This is a genomic window from Vibrio phycocola (assembly GCF_053850235.1).
Window position 1 is genome coordinate 533,257 of sequence record NZ_JBSQDJ010000001.1, and the last position, 19,982, is coordinate 553,238.

At 41.7% G+C, this 19,982-nt stretch carries 20 protein-coding genes and 1 pseudogene; 7 read left to right on the forward strand and 14 right to left on the reverse strand.

The features are described 5' to 3' along the window. Positions 1-134: 134 nt before the first annotated feature. The 5 genes from ACWU4D_RS02445 (at position 135) to ACWU4D_RS02465 (ending at position 6,014) form a co-directional block, all read left to right on the forward strand. Positions 135-1,739 carry an ABC transporter substrate-binding protein gene (locus ACWU4D_RS02445; protein ID WP_456049783.1) on the forward strand — a complete coding sequence of 535 codons (1,605 nt, stop codon included), beginning with the start codon at positions 135-137 and terminating at the stop codon, positions 1,737-1,739. A gap of 113 nt (positions 1,740-1,852) precedes the next feature. Beyond that, positions 1,853-2,815, forward strand: coding sequence for an ABC transporter permease (locus ACWU4D_RS02450; protein ID WP_456049784.1), 963 nt, complete (start codon positions 1,853-1,855; stop codon positions 2,813-2,815). A 9-nt stretch (positions 2,816-2,824) separates the two neighbouring features. Further along, positions 2,825-3,730, forward strand: a complete 906-nt coding sequence (locus ACWU4D_RS02455; protein WP_456049785.1) for an ABC transporter permease — start codon at positions 2,825-2,827, stop codon at positions 3,728-3,730. Then, positions 3,730-5,436 (forward strand): dipeptide ABC transporter ATP-binding protein, encoded by a 1,707-nt coding sequence (locus ACWU4D_RS02460; protein ID WP_456049786.1) that lies wholly within the window; start codon positions 3,730-3,732, stop codon positions 5,434-5,436. Before ACWU4D_RS02455 ends, ACWU4D_RS02460 begins: the two co-directional genes overlap by 1 nt. 209 nt (positions 5,437-5,645) lie before the next feature. Further along, on the forward strand, positions 5,646-6,014 hold the full coding sequence (locus ACWU4D_RS02465; RefSeq protein ID WP_456049787.1) for a hypothetical protein: 369 nt from the start codon (positions 5,646-5,648) through the stop codon (positions 6,012-6,014). Positions 6,015-6,070: 56 nt separating this feature from the next. Here ACWU4D_RS02465 and ACWU4D_RS02470 read toward each other — a convergent pair whose 3' ends face one another. From ACWU4D_RS02470 to ACWU4D_RS02510, 9 genes and pseudogenes are all read right to left on the reverse strand, one after another. Continuing rightward, on the reverse strand, positions 6,071-7,378 hold the full coding sequence (locus ACWU4D_RS02470; RefSeq protein ID WP_456049788.1) for a TRAP transporter large permease: 1,308 nt from the start codon (positions 7,376-7,378) through the stop codon (positions 6,071-6,073). A gap of 15 nt (positions 7,379-7,393) precedes the next feature. Next, on the reverse strand, positions 7,394-7,873 hold the full coding sequence (locus tag ACWU4D_RS02475; protein WP_456049789.1) for a TRAP transporter small permease: 480 nt from the start codon (positions 7,871-7,873) through the stop codon (positions 7,394-7,396). 78 nt (positions 7,874-7,951) lie between these two features. Next, positions 7,952-8,911 carry a TRAP transporter substrate-binding protein gene (locus ACWU4D_RS02480; RefSeq protein ID WP_456049790.1) on the reverse strand — a complete coding sequence of 320 codons (960 nt, stop codon included), beginning with the start codon at positions 8,909-8,911 and terminating at the stop codon, positions 7,952-7,954. Between the two features lie 682 nt (positions 8,912-9,593). Beyond that, complete coding sequence (locus tag ACWU4D_RS02485) at positions 9,594-10,772, reverse strand: MFS transporter (protein ID WP_456049791.1); 1,179 nt, start codon at positions 10,770-10,772, stop codon at positions 9,594-9,596. Positions 10,773-10,789: 17 nt separating this feature from the next. Next, on the reverse strand, positions 10,790-11,221 hold the full coding sequence (locus tag ACWU4D_RS02490) for a MarR family winged helix-turn-helix transcriptional regulator (protein ID WP_456049792.1): 432 nt from the start codon (positions 11,219-11,221) through the stop codon (positions 10,790-10,792). 253 nt (positions 11,222-11,474) lie between these two features. Further along, entirely contained in the window at positions 11,475-12,101 is a 627-nt protein-coding gene (locus ACWU4D_RS02495) for an HD domain-containing protein (protein ID WP_456049793.1), read from the reverse strand. 151 nt (positions 12,102-12,252) lie between these two features. Continuing rightward, positions 12,253-12,774: pseudogene (locus ACWU4D_RS02500) on the reverse strand (GNAT family N-acetyltransferase); the annotation flags it as partial. Further along, the gene (gene mog / locus ACWU4D_RS02505; RefSeq protein ID WP_456049794.1) at positions 12,762-13,295 is read right to left on the reverse strand and encodes a molybdopterin adenylyltransferase; all 534 of its coding nucleotides are present in this window, start codon (positions 13,293-13,295) and stop codon (positions 12,762-12,764) included. The gene mog and the pseudogene ACWU4D_RS02500, both read right to left, overlap by 13 nt. A 172-nt stretch (positions 13,296-13,467) precedes the next feature. Beyond that, positions 13,468-14,370: a LysR family transcriptional regulator gene (locus ACWU4D_RS02510; protein WP_456049795.1), complete on the reverse strand. Its 903-nt coding sequence runs from the start codon at positions 14,368-14,370 to the stop codon at positions 13,468-13,470. A gap of 217 nt (positions 14,371-14,587) precedes the next feature. On the opposite strand from ACWU4D_RS02510, the gene ACWU4D_RS02515 reads away from it, so the two are divergent. Both ACWU4D_RS02515 and ACWU4D_RS02520 read left to right on the forward strand, forming a co-directional pair. Further along, entirely contained in the window at positions 14,588-15,256 is a 669-nt protein-coding gene (locus ACWU4D_RS02515) for a glutathione S-transferase family protein (RefSeq protein WP_456049796.1), read from the forward strand. A 96-nt stretch (positions 15,257-15,352) separates the two neighbouring features. After that, positions 15,353-16,480 carry a zinc-binding dehydrogenase gene (locus ACWU4D_RS02520; protein ID WP_456049797.1) on the forward strand — a complete coding sequence of 376 codons (1,128 nt, stop codon included), beginning with the start codon at positions 15,353-15,355 and terminating at the stop codon, positions 16,478-16,480. A 108-nt stretch (positions 16,481-16,588) separates the two neighbouring features. On the opposite strand, the gene ACWU4D_RS02525 is transcribed toward ACWU4D_RS02520, so the two are convergent. The 5 genes from ACWU4D_RS02525 to ACWU4D_RS02545 all read right to left on the reverse strand — a co-directional run bounded on the left by ACWU4D_RS02525 (position 16,589) and on the right by ACWU4D_RS02545 (position 19,960). Next, the gene (locus tag ACWU4D_RS02525) at positions 16,589-17,293 is read right to left on the reverse strand and encodes a hypothetical protein (protein WP_456049798.1); all 705 of its coding nucleotides are present in this window, start codon (positions 17,291-17,293) and stop codon (positions 16,589-16,591) included. Between the two features lie 173 nt (positions 17,294-17,466). Beyond that, positions 17,467-17,925, reverse strand: a complete 459-nt coding sequence (locus ACWU4D_RS02530; RefSeq protein WP_456049799.1) for a GNAT family N-acetyltransferase — start codon at positions 17,923-17,925, stop codon at positions 17,467-17,469. Positions 17,926-17,982: 57 nt separating this feature from the next. Continuing rightward, positions 17,983-18,975 carry a D-cysteine desulfhydrase family protein gene (locus ACWU4D_RS02535; protein WP_456049800.1) on the reverse strand — a complete coding sequence of 331 codons (993 nt, stop codon included), beginning with the start codon at positions 18,973-18,975 and terminating at the stop codon, positions 17,983-17,985. Between the two features lie 137 nt (positions 18,976-19,112). After that, the gene (locus ACWU4D_RS02540) at positions 19,113-19,529 is read right to left on the reverse strand and encodes a GFA family protein (RefSeq protein WP_456049801.1); all 417 of its coding nucleotides are present in this window, start codon (positions 19,527-19,529) and stop codon (positions 19,113-19,115) included. A gap of 65 nt (positions 19,530-19,594) precedes the next feature. Then, positions 19,595-19,960, reverse strand: a complete 366-nt coding sequence (locus ACWU4D_RS02545; protein ID WP_456049802.1) for a hypothetical protein — start codon at positions 19,958-19,960, stop codon at positions 19,595-19,597. Positions 19,961-19,982 lie beyond the last annotated feature (22 nt).

Here is a 19,982-nt window from a genome sequence, read left to right on the forward strand (position 1 = left end):
ATTATAACCATGTTCTAAGATTTTGATTTTGTACTAGTTCACTTGGTATAAAACCTGCTTGTAGACTTTAAGAAAGAAGATGTTTATTCTCGATTTGATATCAATTCATTTACCATTATTTTAAGGGCCACCTTATGAAACAACGCGGCTTTCAGCATTTATTACTTCCTCGTATTTTGACTTCACTCACTGCAGGCGTATTGATAGCAGGCATGTCGACAAGCGTATCAGCAGAAGCCTTTCGTTGGGCTTCCAACACTGACCCTCAAACGTTGGATCCTCATGCAGTTAACTCTACACCCGTATTGTCTTTTCTAAATAATATTTATGAAGGCTTAGTTCGACGCGGTGAAACGATGGCTATCGAACCGTCTTTGGCAACTTCGTGGGAGCCTCTGACTGATAAGAATGGCTGGCGTTTTCATTTACGTAAGAATGTAACTTTCCAAAATGGTGCAGCGTTTACTGCTGAAGATGTTTTCTTTTCATATCAGCGGGCGTCAAATGAGGCTGCTGATGTGCGATCTTGGTTCTCACCCGTTTCGGAAGTCACCATTGTTGACGACTTCACCATAGATTTTGTCACAATAAGCCCCAACCCTCTTTTCCCTGATTCCATTGCCAACTTTATGATATTAGATAAAGATTGGGCACAGGAAAACAAAGCAGAATTACCAGCAAGTGATTCGGAAAACTTCGCGACTATGAACACAAATGGTACTGGTCCTTTTCAATTATCGAGTCGCGATCCAGGTGTAAAAACGACGTTAGCACCGAATGCATCATGGTGGGATAGCGCAACTCACAATATTACTGAAGCGACATTCACTCCAATTGGTAACCCTGCTACGGGGATCGCGGCCCTGTTTTCAGGTGAGATTGATTTCATTCAACCCATTGCGTTACAAGATGCGAAACAAGTCGAAAGCCGCAAAGGGTTTAAAGTATTAGAAGGTGAAGAAACGCGAGTCATTATGTTTGGTTTTGGTCATGACCATGACTCTCTGCTCTATTCTTCTGATGTGAAAGATGAGAATCCGTTTAAAGATCCTCGTGTTCGTTTAGCTGCGGCACATGCGCTGAATATTGCTTCGATTGACCGTGTTTTATTCCGTGGAAAGATTGAATCTGCATCGCAATTGGTTCCTGAAGGTATTTCAGGCTTTTCTGAGAAGAATTCAGAACGACCAGAATATGATCCTGAACGTGCGAAAGAGTTACTGACCGAAGCTGGTTATCCTAACGGTTTTAGCTTTGGCTTAAAATGTACTAATGATAGATACATTAACGATGAAGCACTGTGCCGTGCTGCGGTTTCTATGTTTAGTGCGGTTGGTTTAAATGCGCAACTGAGCACCGGCCCAGTACGCGATTACTGGACTCAATTACGTGCTGATGATTTTGATATGTATTTACTCGGTTGGTCTCCAGGTACATTTGATATCGAACATCCAATTCGTTTCCTATTGCATAGCCAAGATAACGCAAAAAAATTGGGGTCTTGGAACTTTGGTAACTATTCAAATGCGCGTGTTGACGAGCTATTGCCATTAATACAACAAGAGATAGAGCCAGTTAAGCGCCAAAATATGATCGATGAAGTGGTCGCGACTACACAAAAAGAGATGGCGTATATTCCGCTTTATACCCAACCATTAATTTGGGCGACTAAAGAGAATGTCGAGATGACACAACGTGCTGATAATTTCTTCTTATTACGCTGGGTAACAGTGAAGTAGTTAGAAAGCAAGGCATTGCTAATACCCTGTAAAAAACGCTTCTATTCGCAGGGTATTAGCTTTGTGTCGATATGAATTTATTTTTCTAGTAACACCTCAAAAGTGGAACATTGATGTTTTATTTTATTTCTAGACGGCTCTTTCAATCCGTTTTTGTTATGCTTGCGGTTGCTTTTCTTGCCTTTTCTTTATTCCGTTTTGTTGGCGACCCGATTACGCAAATGACTGGCGTTGAAACCTCGCTCGCTGATCAAGAAAGACTCCGTGAAGATTTGGGTTTAAATGACTCATTCATTAGTCAGTTTGGGCGCTTTACTTTAGATATGCTAAAAGGCGACTTTGGTTTTTCCTTTCGTACCCGTCAGCCTGTCGCTGAAATGATTGCCCATCGTATTCCAGCGACTCTTGAATTAGGTGTTGTGGCACTGCTTATCTCTCTTGTTATTGGCATACCTGCGGGTGTCTATACTGCTCTTCGACCTAAAGGGCTGATTACTCAAGGCATCTTAATGACCACATTGATTGGTATTTCTATTCCAACGTTTGTCATTGGTATCGTGCTTATATTCTTATTTGGGGTGCAACTTGGTTGGCTCCCCACTTTTGGCCGTGGGGAAACCGTAAACATAGGACTTTGGGAAAGTTCTTTATTTTCTCTAGACGGTTGGCGAGCATTAATTCTTCCGGCCATAACATTGGGGGTGTATCAGCTCACGTTGACCATGCGCCTAGTTCGTTCACAAATGATGGATGTGATGCGATCGGATTATATTCGTTTTGCTACCGCGCGTGGTGTCCCTATGAGGCAGCTTTATTTTCGTCATGCGCTTGCCAATACGATGGTGCCCGTAATTACCATTATCGGTTTGCAGTTTGGCGGGGTGATTGCCTTTTCAATCGTGACTGAAAGTGTTTTTCAATGGCCAGGAATGGGGTTGTTATTTCTTGAGTCGATTCGTTTTGTGGATATTCCTGTAATGAGTGTTTATTTGGTGGTTATCGCCTTTTTCTTTGTGGTGGTAAATTTACTTGTTGATCTTCTATATGTGGCGATTGATCCACGCCTGAGAGCTTAAGGAGTGCATATGAAAGAATTGATTAAGCGCTCAGAAGGGCTTTGGCTTTTCACTCGTAGCCCTGTTGTAATTGTCGCTGCAGTCATCGCTATTCTTATTTTTATTGGTGCGGCTTTTGCCCCATGGATTGTTTCTGGGAATCCTTATGATCTTGGGTCATTTAGCTTGATGGATGGTTTATTGCCTCCTGTTTGGCAAGATGGTGGCTTATCACAATTTATGTTAGGCACCGACGATCAAGGTCGAGATATGGTGTCATCGGTGCTTTATGGTGCTCGCTTATCCCTGGTTATTGGGTTGTCTGCGATGGTTATTGCCACTGTTCTCGGAGTGGGATTGGGGCTTGCAGCCGGCTTTTATGGCGGACGTTTAGATGCGATTATTATGCGTATTGCAGATATTCAACTGGCTTTACCTGCTATTTTAACGGCTTTATTAATTGATGGTATTGCCCGTGGTATTTTACCTTCAGACATTCAGCAAGATCTGCGAGTCGTAGTATTGATTCTCGCTATTGCTCTGTCTCTGTGGGTGAACTTTGCCCGTACCGCTCGCGCTTCGACTTTTATTGAAATGAATAAGGAATATGTACAAGCATCTATTATTATGGGGCAACGTCCAATTCGTATCATGTTGATTCATATATTGCCAAATATTCTCGGGCCACTTTTGGTTATTATGACTGTGGATCTCGCTTCCGCTATCTTGTTGGAAGCCACGTTATCCTTTTTGGGTATTGGTCTTTCAGCTGATAGCCCATCGTTAGGAACGCTTATTCGTATCGGTATGCAATTTATGTTGTCTGGTGAATGGTGGATCTTATGGATACCGACACTTTTTCTGGTTGCTCTAGTCGTTTCAATCAATACGCTTGGTGATTTCATGCGTGATGTTTTCAACCCGAGGTTACGTTAATGCTGACAGTCAAAAATTTAACCGTACGCTTCCCTACTCGTTTTGGTGACGTAACAGCAATAGAAAATATTAACTTACAGGTAAGTGCTGGTGAAATTCATGGCCTTGTGGGTGAAAGTGGCGCAGGTAAATCGACGGTTGGTGCAGCCGTTATTGGTTTACTGCAAACGCCGGGTTATATTTCCGAAGGTAGCATTACTTTAGGTAAACTCGATTTGCGCGCTTTAAGTGACAGCCAAGCACATGCTTTACGTGGCAAACGGATTTCGATGATTTTCCAAGATCCACAAACCAGCTTAAACCCGCTGATGACGGTGGAAGAACAGTTAATTGAAACCATTTTGGCTCATGAAAAGATATCTGTTGTCGAAGCTCGTACTCGCGCGATCGATTTGCTAGAAGAAATCGGAATCAATAATGCAGCGCAACGGATCAAGTCTTGGCCGCATCAGTTTTCGGGTGGAATGCGTCAACGTGTGGTTATCGCTCTGGCTCTATGCACTAATCCTGAATTAATCATTGCAGATGAACCAACAACCGCGCTAGATGTGGCGGTGCAAAGCCAAGTGTTAGATCTCATTCGCTCGCTGGCGGATAAACGTAAGATTGGTTTTATCTTAATTACTCATGACATTGGTGTTATCGCCCAAATTGCCGATCGAGTCACGGTTATGCGTAATGGCAAAGTGGTGGAATCAGGCAATACTGCACAAGTTCTTGGCCGTCCCGAACAGGTTTATACCAAAGCATTAATGGACGCTGTGCCAACTTTAGACCATAAAATAGAGCGATTTCGCGTACCTGTCGAGAAAGAGGTGAAGTTTGATGGCGCGATTACTGGAGATTTTGCGGAACAATGGTTATTAGCAGAAAAAGAGTCCAGTAAACAAGATCTCGCCGTTGGTCTTAGTATTGACGGTCTGGAAGTGCGTTTCACTGGCACTCGGACGTCATTATGGCGCAAGCCAAGTGATTTTATCGCGCTTAACAAAATCAGTTTTAAGGTTAACGCTGGTAGTATTATGGGTTTGGTTGGAGAAAGTGGCTCTGGTAAGTCAACCGTAGCCAAAACCATAACTGGGCTCATTAACCCTAGCGTCGGTAAAATGATGCTTGGGAACGAACCTTTGCCAGCAGGAAAAGATCGGAGTCGTAACCACTCATCTCGTCGAGTGATTCAAATGGTGTTTCAAGACCCATATTCAAGTCTTAACTCACGTCATAAAATTGGTTCTATTTTAACTGAGCCACTCTGGTTTTACGGTTTAGAAAAAGATCCCGTGCAACGTAAAAAGATTGCGGCTTCTATGCTCACTTTGGTTGGAATGGACCCGAGTGCAATTGATAAATATCCTCACCAATTTTCGGGAGGGCAACGCCAACGAATTGCTGTTGCGCGTGCGTTACTCGCGCGCCCTCGCTTTCTAATATGTGATGAGCCTACTTCTGCTTTAGACGTATCAATTCAAGCAGAAATCCTTAATCTCTTAAAGGATCTGCAAGAGAAATTTGGACTCACGATTTTATTCATTAGCCACAACCTTTCGGTCGTACGGCAAATGGCCGATGATATGATTGTCCTGCGTAATGGTGTGATTGAAGAGGCGGGAAAAACCGAGGATTTATTCAAGCGTCCACAGGCAGAATACACGAAGAAACTACTCGAATTAACACCGGTAATGCCAAAGAGTTGGGCTGTGTCATAACGGCTAGGTTACATTTGCACCATATTGCTATGAAAGTATTTATGGTGCTGTAACAAGCAATGGTATTCGCCTGTTGTCGCTTATATTTTGAGCCATTGATCTTTTCACAATATTTTTTAGTAACAAAGAGAAGAGCGGTGCGTTACACTTGCGATATCTTCACATATTCACTTATCACCTACTTCACTCCATAAGGCACTTTCTCTATTATGATGTATCTCCAGTATGAAAAATGCATTGCAGCGGCCCTAGCCCTCAGCTTATTTTCATTCGGACAACCTGCCCACGCCGAAGAAAACAGCAACGATAAATCGGCAAACAATCGTGATTGGGATTACACCATGAGCATGTTAGATATCGCGAACCCTGAAGATGATCAACGCTATATCGACCCCGCAGAGTTAAAAGCTGGTCATGTAAGTGCACTCGAGCACTATGGTGAGCTCAAATTGCAAGCCAATGATCTTGAAGGTGCTAAGAAGTATGCTGAGCGTCTAGAAGAAGTATGCCCATATGGCTGCGACGAGCTTGAGACTCTCAAGAAGTCAATTAGCGAATTTGAAGAGCAGCATAAATAAGCATTAAAAAAGGGGTAGCCTCAGCCACCCCTTTAATTACTACTCAGAATGAAACGTTAGTTAACTAACCCAAACATTCTTGGTAGGAACAAGCTGATTTCTGGAATGAAGGTGATCGCTAACAGCGTAACAATCAATACCGCGCAGAACGGCATGATGCTTCTAATTACATTTTCAATCTTAGAACCACTAACACTACAGCCCACGAATAGCGCCGTACCCACTGGCGGTGTCGCGATACCAATACATAAGTTAAAGATGATCATCATTGCGAAGTGAATTGGGTGCATTCCTAAGTGTTCTGCGATTGGCATGAAGATAGGTGTAAAGATCAATACGGCAGGCGTAAGGTCCATAAACATACCAACAATCAACAAAATCACGTTCATTAAGATGAAGATGATAATTGGGTTATCTGAAATCGACAGCATCCAATCACTGATCATAGTTGGTAGACCGGTAAAGGCCATTGCCCATGACATGATGGTTGAAGCACCAATCAAGAACAGCATAATCCCCGTAACCTGTATTGTTTCCCGGCAAATTAGCGGGAAATGCTCCCACTTAAGCGTTCGATAACAGAGTGACAGAATAAAGGAGTAAAGAACCGCAATACATGCCCCTTCGGTAGCCGTAAATACACCACCTATGATGCCGCCAATAACCACAAAGATTAAACCTAAACTTGGCGTTGCTTGCCAAACGATGTTTAGTACATCTTTTGTTGTGAAGCCATCGTTAGCACTCGTGGTATAGCCTTTCTTCTTAGCGATGAAATACGCCAAGACCATACAGCTTAATCCCATTAAAATACCTGGGACATAACCTGCAATAAACAGAGCCGCAACCGATGTTCCGCCAGATACTACGGAAAATACGATAAGTGAGTTACTTGGCGGAATTAGGAGACCAGCAGGACAAGATGCCACGTTTACCGCGGTAGCTAAGTTTTTGTCGTAGCCCTCTTTTTCCAGTTCTGGGCCCAAGGTTTTACCAACCGCAGCTGCGGCCGCAACGGCAGATCCAGAAACCGCGCCAAACATCATATTGGCAAAAATGTTAACGTGCAAAAGTGAGCCTGGAATCCAACCAACCATAAGTTTCGCAAGATTGATAAGTCGCCCCGCGATACCACCCACGTTCATGATGTTTCCGGCAAGAATAAAGAATGGGATAGCGAGCAAACTGAAACTATCTATACCGGTAAAGATCTTTTGCGCCGCAGTCATGCTTGCTACGTTAAAGGGTAAAATGAAATACATGATGGTCAAAGATGACATTGCAATCGCAATCGCAATCGGCATGCTTATCGCAATCATGAATAAAAATAGGCCTAGCAGCCAAACACCAATGGACAAGTCCATAATATAGAATCCTTATTAAGCTTGTTCTTTGTTACTAAACAGGTCGACCGTATTTAAAACGATATAAATGAGTATAATTACGGCTGAAATGGGCAGTATTGAATACACAGTAGACATCGGTAATTGCAATGCTGGTGATAATTGTTGCGTGGTTCTGCCCATAAGAGCTAAGCCACCTTTGAGCAATGCTAAAGAAATAAATGCACCTGAAATTACATTTATCAGTACATGTAATGCGACATGTGCTTTGCCTTTAAGCGCGCCGTCCAATAGTGTGATGGCTAAATGCCCTTTTATTCCGAATAAATAGCTTGCCCCAAATAAACCAAGCCATACCATGGTGTAGCGTGCGAGTTCATCAGTCCAGTTACTTGGATCATTCAACACATAGCGGCTAAATACTTGCCAAGTGACAGTAACTACAAGCAACATTAACGCAAAAGATGAAATAAAAAGGAGCAACCTATCAAGCAGGTTTCTGAAAGTTGTTAACATGGAGTTGTACCTCAAAAAATTTTGCCCTAGCAAAGCCAAGGCAAAATTATAGTGTTACTAATATTGTGCTAGGACTAATTAAAGCGCTTCAATTTTTTCAATGAATGCCGCTAATTTAGGATCTTTCTTAGCTTCGTCAATCATAGGTTTAACAGCAGCACGGAATGGGGCTTTGTCTACCTCAACAAATGTAACGCCTTCTTCGATGCCTTTCGCTTTGTTCATGTTGTCTGTTTCGTCCCAGATTTTGATCTGTTCTTCAAGAGACTCTGCTGCGGCTTCTTTTAAGATTTTTTGCTCATCTGCTGAAAGTGAAGCCCACTTGTCTTCTGAAATGATAATCACGTCAGGAGTCATCATGTGTTGATCCATCGAGTAAAATTTAGCAACTTCACTGTGCTTCATTTCAACTAGGCTAGAAATGTTGTTTTCTGCGCCATCGATGACACCTTGTTGTAACGCGGTGTAAACTTCGTTGAATGGTACAGGTGTTGCTTTACCGCCTAATAGGTTAACCATTTCCATCATAGTCGGAGAACCAGGAACACGAACTTTCATACCCGCTAGATCTGCAGGAGAATTAATCGCTTTTTTCGAGTAGAAGCTGCGAGTACCTGAATCGTAGAAAGTAAGACCAATGAATCCTTTGCCTTCACTTGAAACTAGCATTTCTTCAGCAGCGTCACTTCTCATGAACGTTCTCATGTGTGCAACATCACGGAACAAGAAAGGCAGTGCATTAACTTTAAAAGTAGGTTCAAAAGATTCTGCTAATCCACCATTGATTTTTGCCATGTCAATCGCGCCAGTAACCACTTGCTCAGCTTGATCACGTTCAGAACCGAGTTGGCCGTTTGGAAAAATCTTGATAGTCAGTTCGCCATTCGATTTTTCTTTCACTTTGTCAGCCATAATCACCATACCTTGGTGAGCAGCACTTTCTAATGACATTGCATGTCCAAGCGTTAACATTTTTGCCGAAACATTCACGCTAGCAAATAAAGAGGTAATCAACAAAGGCAATACTAATTTCTTCATTTCTTTTGTCCTTAATATATTTATCTAATAAGTAATAATTTTAATATTGGAATTAAACTTTCTTTTGAAACATTATTTCGAAAAGCTAAGGAGATAATACTTATGTAGTCTTGTAATACAATATTACGACACAAGAAGTATGATCAAAGCACTGTGCTAGATCACATTTTTAATCTGATATTCTACATTTTCGATCTTTCCGGAGAATATTAATTGATCTCAAGCACGATTAGCACGCTTGAATGACCAATAACTTATCAATGCAGTGAGGTTTTATTAAGAGGATTCATTGTGATGGCATAATCGATCACAATATTAACATATGGATCCAAGTCATAACATATTACAATAAGATTATATTAAATATTATGCTTATTGTTATGAGCGTTATTCTAAGTATGCTTATTTACAATATGAGTTTAAGTTAATATCAATGATATTAATCGTATTAATTAGGATATTTGATAATAGTTTTTATAGATTTTTCTGCAGTAAAATATTCACATATAAAGTGAGTTGCACAATACAATAAATGTAGATGTTGTTATTTATCGCTGACATGACCTGTTGTTTTTAGGTAACAGGTCATTCAGTACGAGTGGAATCAGCCGCAATGTTTATCTACATTTATTTCTAAGCAGATCGTTCCTAGTTAAACACTGTTTATAACACCTAGTTCGAACTATTCTATGAATTCGACTTTATCTTCTGCCGCGCCCCTTTTCCATTGCGTGATAGTCCTTAAAATCAGAGTCACGAGGCAAAGAGAACCAGAGCAGAAAGCAACGATAGTGAAAGAGAATCGTGTGCTGGTATTACCCAACAGTTGTCCTAAAGCGTCTAAAATTATTGGTGATAAGAACTGACCTAAAAACAGCATGCATGAAACGATGGCCATAACTCTAACTCCTGCTCCCTTCCCTCCAGCATGACTGGCCCCGGAATACAGTGTTGGCATTGTCCATCCGAGACCAAACCCGACAATACTAATGGCTATCAAAATTTGTGATACGCTTGCAGCTTGACTTAACAACAAAAAGCCAACCGCCATCATTCCAAATAGAACGATAAGAAGAAATGACTTAAGGAAGAGTCTTACTTTGACATAAAACAATCCAGCGATGAATCCACATGCAGTAAGAACCGCAAGGGCTATTCCTGATAGTGATGAATCTCCTAGATGGTTATTTTGCATGAATATTGCGATGTTGACGGGAATTGCGTAGAACGCGACCATTAAAGCAAATGCTCCACTTGCCCATGCATACACTGACTTAGGCAGTTTTTGTTTGTATGTAACGGCACCTTTTATCTCCGGAGGCTCGGGTAAAAATAATAATATTAATACAAACACAATTAGCCCCATCGAATAAACCGCAAAAGTGTAGCGCCAATTCAGGGTAGCCAATGCTCCCGCAGCGATAGAGCAAATAATGCCACCAAGCTGAGTCGCTGAAACGGAATAACCGAGCATCTTTGCTCGTTCTTTACCATCGAAGAAATCAGCGATTAAACCTGTCGACAAGGGCATGATTAGACCAACGCCGATTCCAAGTACTGCTCGCGACAAAAGCAACATGCTGAAACTTCCGACAAAGGCACTACCCAGTCCGCCAACGAGATAAAAAAGAAGTCCTATTACTAAAATACTACGTGCAGATATCTTAGAACTAAGTTGTCCGGAAATGAGTGTGAAAACGATCATAAATATGGCCGGCATTGTTACGACGAGTTTTATCGCGGATTCACTCGTTTCTGGAAATGCAGTGGCGATTTGGGCTATCGCAGGAGCAACTGCTGCTCCTGCCATTACCGTTAGTAGTGAGAGTGACAAAATAGTCGGTTTAATCATACTTTTCATAACTTGTTATTGTCCTGTTATTTCAAATTAGACGCATTTTCTACCATACGATTTAGCAGCCCCATCACCTGGTGTCGCTCTTCATCAGAGAACCCTTCCACTAAGATTTCGATTGATCCGTATAAGATTTTTCTTAAGGTTGGCTTAAAATCGCTTCCTTTCAGTGTTAGATACACCAGATTAACGCGTCCATCTTCTGGTGATCGTTTTCGTTCGACGTATCCCTGACTTTCCAAGTGCTGTAGCGCTCTTGTTGCCGTTGCTTTATCGCACTTAAAGAAACTCGCCAGTTCTTCTTGGCTAACACCATCTTGGTAGGTAAGTTCAGCTAGAAAGCTAACCTGACCACTTCCAATGCCATAAGGTTCAAGTTCCTTACTAATGTGGCTTTGGCTAGACCGATATAAGATTGAAATTAAGCGGCCAAGTGGGTCATATTTCTCTTTCATATCGAGTTCCTACCTATTTTAGATTTGACTATATTAGTTGCTATAGCAACTAATATAGTCTTACATGGTTGCGATCGCAACGTTATTTTGGGTATGAAATGAAATAAATATCTTAAATAGAATTAGATTTAGCGTTTCATTGATAGCTGGACAGCTGCTGAACAGAGGAAGAAAACACCGAGAAAAGCGATAAATTTAGTTTGTTATGGGGATCTGAGACGGCTTTTATACAGAGAGGTAAATACCAATGTCATTAGACTTCTTTTTCTAGCTGTTTTAAATATGATTTCATAAATGAAGTTCTGCGCTCGGCTTCTATCTTTGCCGAAGTCGTATTCATAGTGTCGACGAGCTTCAGCAACTTCACATAGAAGTGATCAATACAATATTGCTTATCGTTTAACTCCCTTTCGCGCGCAAACGGGTCCAATTTATGGTAGAAATCGGAGCCCAACGTGGTATTGACTTGAAAGCACCTCGCGATACCGATAGCGCCTAAGGCATCGAGTCTGTCGGCATCTTGCACTATTTGGGCTTCTAACGTTTCAGGTGCAATATTGGCGCTAAAACTGTGGGCTACTATCGCATGGCTTACGTCAGAGAAATACTCAGATGGGTAACCGATTTTCTCTAGAAACTTAAGCGCTTTCTTGGCTGCTATGGTTGAACTGCTCGCTCTATCTGGATGGTTTTTAGGGAAAGAAAAACAGTCATGAAGGTACGCAGCAGGAAGGACTATTTCGAGTTTTGCCTCTTCTTTTAATGACAGGCTTTTAGCGGTTTTTACCACTCTTTGAACATGAGTCAAATCATGAGCTAGGTCCTGTTGCATCTCTGATTTAATAAAATTGAAAAACAATGATTCAAATTGCTCTACCATTCTCTACTCCGTGAAATCTAATATTGCTAGCGTATGGTTTTCAACATACTCTTGGCTATGTTTGGACCTTTCTCTATTCTATTCTCTTATCTTTATTACAAAATAATCAGAGTAAAGCAGGTGGTTAATTATGTTTGTTTCACGATGAACATCAAATTGATTTTTGCATGATAACTTCGCACGCATCATGACCGGTATCACCACGTGGTGCATTGAGGTACTCAAAACCCAATTTCTCGTACAATTTTATCGCCTCTTTAAGGCACTCAGTTGTTTCTAAATAGCACTCTTGATATCCATGTGCTTTTGCCTGTTTTAGAGTCAAAGCAACCAGTTGTGTAGCTAAGCCATGTCCTCGAGTTTGAGGTAAAAAATACATTTTCTGTAATTCGCAAACTGATGGTTCGCCAGCCAAAGGGGCGAACCCTCCTCCACCTACGACTTTTCCACTATGCTCAACGACCCAGTACGCAGCTCTATCCTGATCATACGCGGAATACAAATCGTCTAGAGTCGGATCTGAAACGCCATACCCTTTATCAGCCGTTAGTCCATATTCTGCCGATACTGTTCGGATTAAATCAGCGACCTCTCGATTATCGGATTTGCTAAGTGGACGAATAATAAAGTCGTTTGGTCGGCAAACGTTGGTTAATCCTTTCATTTTGCTTTGGGACGAAATGGCTTGATCACTGCTTCGTTGCATTCTAAGAAAGGCCCTTCCATTAGATCGATACAATACGGAATTGCGGGGAATACCGCATCCAGACATTCTCGGATCGACTTTGGTTTTCCTGGTAGGTTTACAATTAACGAGTCATTGCGAAGACCGGCAGTCTGACGTGACAAAATAGCGGTAGGGACGAACTTAAGAGATTCAGCGCGCATAAGTTCCCCAAAACCGGGCATCATTCGATCACAAACGGCTTCGGTTGCTTCTGGAGTAACATCACGTTTTGCAGGCCCTGTTCCACCTGTAGTGACGATCAAACTGCAATCCTGTTTGTCTGCCATTTTTATTAATGTGGCTTCGATAACATCTTGTTCATCGGGGATCACTTCGTAGATTGGTTCCCACTCAGAAACTAAATACTCATTTAGCGTTTCAATAATGGCTTTACCTGAAATGTCTTCATACACACCTGCGCTTGCACGGTCGCTAACCGTAACAATACCGATTTTAGCTTTTGTCATTTTTTTCTCATTGGTTGACTAAATTTGTTACACACGCTAATGCATTAGAAAACGTTGGTCAAATGGGAGATCGGAATGCATTGCCTCTGGTCAACTGATTATCTTGCTAGAAAAGTTGATTAATTACGTTATTAAGTTTTTTATATCGTTTGTTTGGAGTGAGTTTCTCGGCTCAAATTTTGTTTATTCTATCGACCAAAAAATCGACGGCAGCTTTTACTTTTGGCACCAAGTAACGTTGCTTTTGATAGAGTAAATAGACAGCCATATTGGTGTTTTGAGTTACGGATATTTCCTGTTCAAACATCAGTTCTTGCAGTTCTCCTGATTTGAGCTGGGAAGCCAAAGCCCACCTAGGCAACATTATGATACCTTCCCCACGACACGCTTTTTTTGACAGCCAAGCGCCGTTATTTGATATTGCGACCGCGGGTCCGGAGACATCCTGCCATTGATTGTCTAAATGACATAACCAAGGCATAACCCCAATTGGCGACTTAAAATAAAGACCATGATGATTTTTTAACTCCATTGGGTTCTTCGGAACGCCGTATTTTTCTAGATAGCAAGGTGATGCAACAGGAACAAAATTATTGTCCATCAATTTAATGGCTAGAACTCGTTCATTGGGGGCATAACCACCTCGAATGGCAATATCGACATCGTCACGACCAAGCGTTGACAACTCATCACTGAGACTGACATCGATAACAATCTCAGGATACAGTTCGCTGAATTCATCCAACAACGGAAACAAAATCTGATTACCAAAACCCACCATCGAGCTAATACGCAAACGCCCCATTGGCTTGCTTTGATAGCTACGGACTGTTTCGTTGCTTTGCGCTAACTGATTTAATATTGTTTGTATATCGTTGTAATAGATTTGACCGACTTCGGTTAATTTTACAATTCGGGTTGAACGTTTAAGCAAAGTTGTGCCTAATTTCTTTTCTAAATCGGCGACACGTCGAGACAACGAAGATGGTGGAACATTAAACGTTTTTGCTGCTTTGGTAAAACTGCCGGTTTCGACAACTTTGCTGAAGTATCGGATAGCTCTTAGTTCATCCAATGAATATCTCCATTTTATGAATAGGAAAGCATTATTGCTTTATTATTGTTATAAAAGCAATTGTGATTCGCATTTTCCCCTATATATCACATGATTAAAACCAGTAATAATACTCACACTTAGCGAATAAAGTAATAATTGTCCTATAAATTCACTCCTCGACTTTAGTACGGAACGACATTTATTACGCCTTAACACAAACAATGGAATTGGACTTATGATTACTCTGCATGGTTTCCCCTCGAGCAACTATTACAACATCGTAAAACATGCCCTTTTATATAAAGAGATCCCCTTTCAAGAGAATCTAATTTATGCTGGTGATCAGAAGTTGGTCGAAATCAGCCCTGCTGGCAAGATCCCTGTTATCACGACCGAAACAGGTTTCAATCTGTCAGAGTCGAGTGTGATTTGCGATTTTATTGAAGAGACATACCCAGCGAATCCGCTATACCCAACCGATTCAAGTGAGCGAGCGGCCGTGCGTCAGATTATGAAGGTCGCAGAGCTCTATTTTGAACTTCCAAGTAGACGGTTAATCCCCTACGCGTTTTCTGGCACGGAAGCGCCAGAGATGGTGACATCAGAAGTTCGCCAAGTGTTGAGTCGTGGAATTACCGCACTCAGTCATTTATGCGAGTTTTCACCTTGGGTTGCGGGTCGTGAGTTCACAATGGCGGACATTTATCTTTATCACGTTAATACGATCGTTAATGCTTTTGCTCCTTCACATCTTGATTGGGATGTTGTTGGCCAAGTCCCGGGAATGAAAGAGTGGAATTCAGTGATGAGTCAAACTGATGTTGCCCAAAGTGTTGAAGCAGACCGCTTAGAAAATATGCCTGAGTTTATGGAAAAAATTAAAGAGCGGTTAAAGCATTCATGACTCAATAGCGTTTAGGATCTAACGAAAGGTTACTGGTAAACGGTCAATTCGATATTTCGATTGGTTTAACAAATGATATTTTTAGGAACAATTAATATGTCAGAGACAAACACTCACCTAACTTCAACCATCAGCGACAATAATACCCTAACACTAGCATTACAAAACATTGAGACGCCACAGCCCGACACCGACGAAGTGGTTATTCGCATTGAGGCAGCTCCGCTAAACCCATCCGATTTAGCTGTGATGTTTGGTGCCGCGGATTTAGCAACAGCGACCCAGTCTGAAACGGCAAACGGCCCAGCGATTACAGCTGACGTTCCCCCTCACTATATGTCGTCACTAAAAAATCGTGTCGGTAAATCTTTGCCAGTTGGTAATGAAGGCGCAGGAACCGTCATTGCTGCGGGGTTGTCTCCCGCTGCACAAGCGTTAATCGGTAAAACCGTTGCTGTAATTGGTGGCGGTACCTATCGTAAATTTTTATGTGCCAATGTACAAAGCTGCTTAGAACTAAAAGAAGGCACAACTGCGAAACAAGGTGCGTCTTCATTTGTTAACCCGCTTACTGCGTTAGCCATGGTTGAAACCATGCGAGCAGAAGGTCATAAAGCGATTGTTCATTCCGCTGCCGCATCTAACCTAGGGCAAATGTTAAACCGTATTTGTATTGCCGATGGCGTTGATTTAATTAACATTGTTCGTAAACCAGAACAAGAAGCGCTGTTACGAGATCAAGGCGCTAAATATGTCGTCAATTCAAGTAGTACTGCTTTTCTTGCCGATTTAACCACCGCGATTATTGAAACCGGCGCCACTATCGCATTTGATCCAATCGGTGGCGGACAATTAAGCAGCGATGTTCTTAATTGTATGGAAGCAGCCATTTCTCGTGATTCAGACGAATACAGCGTTTATGGCACGACAACATTCAAACAGGTATACATCTACGGGGCATTAGATCGTGGCCCTATAACCCTTAATCGTAACTTTGGTTTTTCTTGGGGAGTAAATGGATTCTTACTGTTTCAAGCTTTAGGAAAACTTGGAGCGGAAACCGCTAGCTCAATGCGCCAACGAGTTGCGGATGAAATCACCACAACATTCGCAAGTCATTACACTCATGAAGTCTCTTTGGAAGATGCGCTCAAGATCGAGTCATTAGAAACGTATTCCAAACAGGCTACTGGAGAGAAGTACTTAATTACACCGCAAGCGTAAATTGTTCTAGCGTTCTAATTTTAGCCATTCCGCCCTATTATGTATATTTCATGTAATGGGGCTGAAAGCCGTTAATTTACGAAATTCAGGGAGAACCGTTAGTATAAATTACTTTCGATTGAGTATTGGTGAATTGATCTTTTTCCAAAACAACGTGTTTTTGTCGTGGAGTCCAAAGCTACGATACGTGTGGGTTAAATCAATATATGCACGGCAATCGATTGAGTAGATTTGGTTTTCTGGAAACAAACCAGTACCAATGTTGGCAATGACTTTCCAGCCGAATGTAAAACTGGGACAATTTGAGATTGCTTGATGGTACGTACCAGTTTCATCTTTTATCGTACTCATACACTCAGATATTTTCACTTCTTCGCCAAAAAAACTTTTTTCTATACTCGCTACCTGTGAAGAGCAATTGCCACCAGTGATTGTGACTAACCGATGAGTCGGGTTCCCAGACCGTTCGTAATCGAATGCAGATGCGATACTTTCATCACAATTGATCGAATACTTCGATTTGCGAGTAAACAAACTGTTGCCAATGTTCGCCATGACCTTCCAGCCAATCGTATATAACGGGCAATTTGAGATTGCACTATGCAAAGTCCCAGTTTCATCTTTTACGGTGCTTGAACATACTGAAAAGCTCCCCCTTCCCCCTCGAGCAGTTATTTGCTGAGCACAACCTCCATCGATAATTGTGACCAATTGTTGGGTTGGGTTTAGGCCATACAGTTCATAGTACATGGGGAGTGTAATTGCAGCGAGCGATAATAAACCGACCAGTGTAGTCATAAATATTTTATTCATAATCAGCTCATAGCATCCCTGTCGTTAAACGAGAACGAGTTACTTCAATTATGCTCACTCTTTATGTGGCACGTGTTCATTGAATACTGCTTCAAACTTATCAAAACAAAAGGACTCATCATTTTTCTGTACTTCGTTAAAGTTGGACATAAACTCATATAGTCAATTCTTCTCTAACTCAACTCTTTAGTCATAAAGCAGCTATGAGGATCATCTGTGTAGTGTGAAAAAGGTTCACAGTATTGGAAATTAAATTTTTCATAGAGTTTTCGAGCTGGGAGAAAGAAATCTTGAGTTCCCGTTTCTAGACTCACTTTTCGATAACCACGGCTAGCCGCTGCATCAAGCGTATGGACTAGAAGCTTGGTTGCCACACCAGATTGACGCGCTAACGATGATGTTCTCATTGATTTCAGCTCAACGTGTGTTGAGTTAAGCTGTTTTATGGCGACGCACCCCTGAAGTTCCCCATTAACCCAACCGCTGAAGAATGTGATATCAGGGGATTTAAGTTCGTTTACATTCAACGCATGAACACTTTCTGGCGGAGAAGTCGCGTACATGTCGGCGAGATGTTCTTCTAATAACGTAATGACTTCACCACCGGAAAGATCATCTATTTTAATGTCCATATTTTAATTATTCCTATGTCGGTATGTCAGATTTGAAAATTTCAGTAAAACCAGGCGTTAAAACACTTCCCGATAAGCAAATAAGCCCTGACTACCACCGGTATGCAAGAACAGTTGATTGCTGCCGGGCTTGATCTTTCCTTCGGTACATAAGTCGATAAATCCCGCCATGGCTTTTCCGGTATAAACTGGGTCAAGTAATATCCCTTCCAGTTCAGCACAGCGTTTTACAGCTGAAATCATTGCTGGTGTGGTCATTCCATATCCGTCACCATAGTAACTTCCATCCACGATGACTTTGCCTTCAGCTAAATTCGGGTCGATACCAAGATACGTCAGCGTGTCATTAAGTAACGCTGTCACTAATTGTTGCTGATCAACGGTAGAGCGACTTACGGTGATACCGACTACTGGAATATCTACGTTGGCAGCGGCGAGTCCAGCCAACAAACCTGACTGTGTACCAGCACTTCCTGATGCCAAGACTATTTGGTCAATTTTAATATTTTGGTCTGAAGTTTGTTGTAAGATTTCATTGGCACAACGAACATACCCTAAACTGCCGATGACATTAGAACCCCCCATTGGAATCAAATACGGTGTACGACCTTTCTTTATTAACGTTTCGATTAACTTCTCTGTATAGGCGTTGCCGTTGTCTTCAAGTTCAAGGGCATGAATGTTGGCCCCACATAACTGGTCGAGTAATACGTTACCGTTGTTATAGTAATCGGCTTTTGGTGTGCCCTTCACGTCTTCTAATATTAATTCACACGCAAAACCAAATTTTGCTGCCGCAGCTGCGGTTTGTCTCGCATGATTAGATTGATACCCACCGATCGTCACTAAAGTATCAGCACCCTGACGTTGAGCATCAGCGATCAAATATTCCAGTTTTCTCGCTTTGTTGCCGCCGCCAGCAAGCCCGGTGCAATCGTCTCGTTTGATATAGACGTTGCATCCTAATACCTCAGAAAGACGTGACAAGTGCTCTAGTGGAGTTGGTGCGTGAACAATGTTTACTCTAGGAATAGTATTGAAATCGGGCATGATGGAGTATCGCTATTTAGTCAATGGTACGTATGCTCTTACCCCATTTGGAGTAAGTTTGCCGTGTTTAATGACTATAAAACACCAAAGTGATACTTACTGCAACCCATACATCACACTGCTACATTTGTACTTCCCTACATTTTTTCAGCAAAGTACGCCATTATTTCAGCGGTGGTCATTTCTTTGGTTTGATTAGAAAAACAGTAATAACTTGGTTTCATGTCACTAAAATATTGCATGTCCATTTCTAACCCTTCTAAGGTAGGAAATAACCCAACCGGCATATTGTGTTCGCCCGTTGCTTTCAGTTTATAAAAAAGATGCGTGCCACACTCAGAGCAAAATGCTCGAGATGCCCAAGCGGAGGATTCATACATTCTAACGAACTTCTTACCATCTATTTTTACATCTGTTCCACACTGTACGGCAAAAAAAGGTGCACCTCCCCAGGTTCGGCATGATTGGCAATGGCACACGGTAAACTTAGGATTAATATTATTAGCGACTATTGTTACAGCACCACATAGGCAGCTTGCATTTGAATGAGACATAGGAGTGGTTCCTTATTTACTTAAGAAAAAATGATATATGAGTGTTTGTATTCACTATAAGTCCATTACTTTGCGCCCAATTGCCCGACAGCTTGATAATGTGAAAAAATAGAGCTTTCAATATCCATTTTAGAAAAGACTTTCTGAGCCTTAGCATTCTCCATAGCTTGCATAGACGCCGCTTGAGCAAGATTAGCATTTTCCCAAACGACAATATCGGTCCAACGGTTAAGTTCCTCACTGTAAAAATATCGACGACTTTGAAAACCTTCAAAACGCTGAACAACGGAATTGAGTGTTTCCATTGCTAGCTTTTGTTCATGATACTCAATTCCGTCGATAAATTTCGTACTGACTATTTCATAAGTTGAAGCAGAGCTCATTGACGAGGCTAACATGGTGATAGCAAGTGTGGTGCCCTTTGGATTCATTGTTGAAGACTCCTGATATTTT

Bases quoted from the DNA above. Each gene is read 5' to 3' on its own strand.
- ACWU4D_RS02495 (WP_456049793.1), bottom strand. From the start codon at position 12,101: ATGGTAGAGCAATTTGAATCATTGTTTTTCAATTTTATTAAATCAGAG.
- ACWU4D_RS02490 (WP_456049792.1), bottom strand. From the start codon at position 11,221: ATGAAAGAGAAATATGACCCACTTGGCCGCTTAATTTCAATCTTATAT.
- ACWU4D_RS02540 (WP_456049801.1), bottom strand. From the start codon at position 19,529: ATGTCTCATTCAAATGCAAGCTGCCTATGTGGTGCTGTAACAATAGTC.
- ACWU4D_RS02475 (WP_456049789.1), bottom strand. From the start codon at position 7,873: ATGTTAACAACTTTCAGAAACCTGCTTGATAGGTTGCTCCTTTTTATT.
- ACWU4D_RS02480 (WP_456049790.1), bottom strand. From the start codon at position 8,911: ATGAAGAAATTAGTATTGCCTTTGTTGATTACCTCTTTATTTGCTAGC.
- ACWU4D_RS02545 (WP_456049802.1), bottom strand. From the start codon at position 19,960: ATGAATCCAAAGGGCACCACACTTGCTATCACCATGTTAGCCTCGTCA.
- ACWU4D_RS02455 (WP_456049785.1), top strand. From the start codon at position 2,825: ATGAAAGAATTGATTAAGCGCTCAGAAGGGCTTTGGCTTTTCACTCGT.
- ACWU4D_RS02525 (WP_456049798.1), bottom strand. From the start codon at position 17,293: ATGAATAAAATATTTATGACTACACTGGTCGGTTTATTATCGCTCGCT.
- ACWU4D_RS02465 (WP_456049787.1), top strand. From the start codon at position 5,646: ATGATGTATCTCCAGTATGAAAAATGCATTGCAGCGGCCCTAGCCCTC.
- ACWU4D_RS02460 (WP_456049786.1), top strand. From the start codon at position 3,730: ATGCTGACAGTCAAAAATTTAACCGTACGCTTCCCTACTCGTTTTGGT.
- ACWU4D_RS02520 (WP_456049797.1), top strand. From the start codon at position 15,353: ATGTCAGAGACAAACACTCACCTAACTTCAACCATCAGCGACAATAAT.
- ACWU4D_RS02535 (WP_456049800.1), bottom strand. From the start codon at position 18,975: ATGCCCGATTTCAATACTATTCCTAGAGTAAACATTGTTCACGCACCA.
- mog (WP_456049794.1), bottom strand. From the start codon at position 13,295: ATGACAAAAGCTAAAATCGGTATTGTTACGGTTAGCGACCGTGCAAGC.
- ACWU4D_RS02445 (WP_456049783.1), top strand. From the start codon at position 135: ATGAAACAACGCGGCTTTCAGCATTTATTACTTCCTCGTATTTTGACT.
- ACWU4D_RS02515 (WP_456049796.1), top strand. From the start codon at position 14,588: ATGATTACTCTGCATGGTTTCCCCTCGAGCAACTATTACAACATCGTA.
- ACWU4D_RS02470 (WP_456049788.1), bottom strand. From the start codon at position 7,378: ATGGACTTGTCCATTGGTGTTTGGCTGCTAGGCCTATTTTTATTCATG.
- ACWU4D_RS02450 (WP_456049784.1), top strand. From the start codon at position 1,853: ATGTTTTATTTTATTTCTAGACGGCTCTTTCAATCCGTTTTTGTTATG.
- ACWU4D_RS02485 (WP_456049791.1), bottom strand. From the start codon at position 10,772: ATGAAAAGTATGATTAAACCGACTATTTTGTCACTCTCACTACTAACG.
- ACWU4D_RS02530 (WP_456049799.1), bottom strand. From the start codon at position 17,925: ATGGACATTAAAATAGATGATCTTTCCGGTGGTGAAGTCATTACGTTA.